Origin of the sequence: Clostridium sp. ATCC 25772 (assembly GCF_001573875.1) — a bacterium.
GTDB lineage: Bacteria > Bacillota > Clostridia > Clostridiales > Clostridiaceae > Clostridium_J > Clostridium_J senegalense.
In genome coordinates this window covers 1-606 of record NZ_LFRG01000171.1, presented here as the reverse complement: position 1 = coordinate 606, position 606 = coordinate 1, and the positions used below count along the sequence as shown (strand labels likewise).

General features: G+C 30.9%; 1 protein-coding gene. It reads left to right on the top strand.

The window, feature by feature from the left end; genetic code table 11:
* On the top strand, window positions 1–606 hold a 606-nt coding region (locus tag AZI32_RS17410), incomplete at both ends, for a pyridoxal-dependent decarboxylase (protein WP_242865329.1).

Here is a 606-nt window from a genome sequence, read left to right as displayed (position 1 = left end):
GTAGATGACTATACAATTGGTATAGCAGCATTACTTGGAATAACATATACAGGAAAATTCGATGATATAAAAGCATTAGATGCATTACTTGAAGAATACAATAAAACAGCAAAAATAAGTGTACCAATACATGTTGATGCTGCATCAGGTGGATTATTTACACCATTTATAGATCCAGATATGGAATGGGATTTTAGATTAAAAAATGTAGTATCAATAAGTACATCAGGACATAAATACGGATTAGTATACCCAGGTATAGGATGGGTAATATGGAAAGATGAAGAGTACTTACCAAAAGAATTAATATTTGAAGTAAGTTACTTAGGAGGATCAATGCCAACAATGGCAATAAACTTCTCAAGATCAGCAAGTCAAGTAATAGGACAATATTACAACTTCTTAAGACTTGGATTTGAAGGATATAGACAAATACATCAACGTACAAAAGATGTGGCTATGTATTTATCTAAAGAAATTGAAAATACAGGATTATTCAAGATTTACAATGATGGGGAAAATTTACCGATAGTATGTTATAGATTAGTTGACAATGCTAATGTAGAGTGGACATTATATGATCTAGCAGATAGATTAGCAATGAAA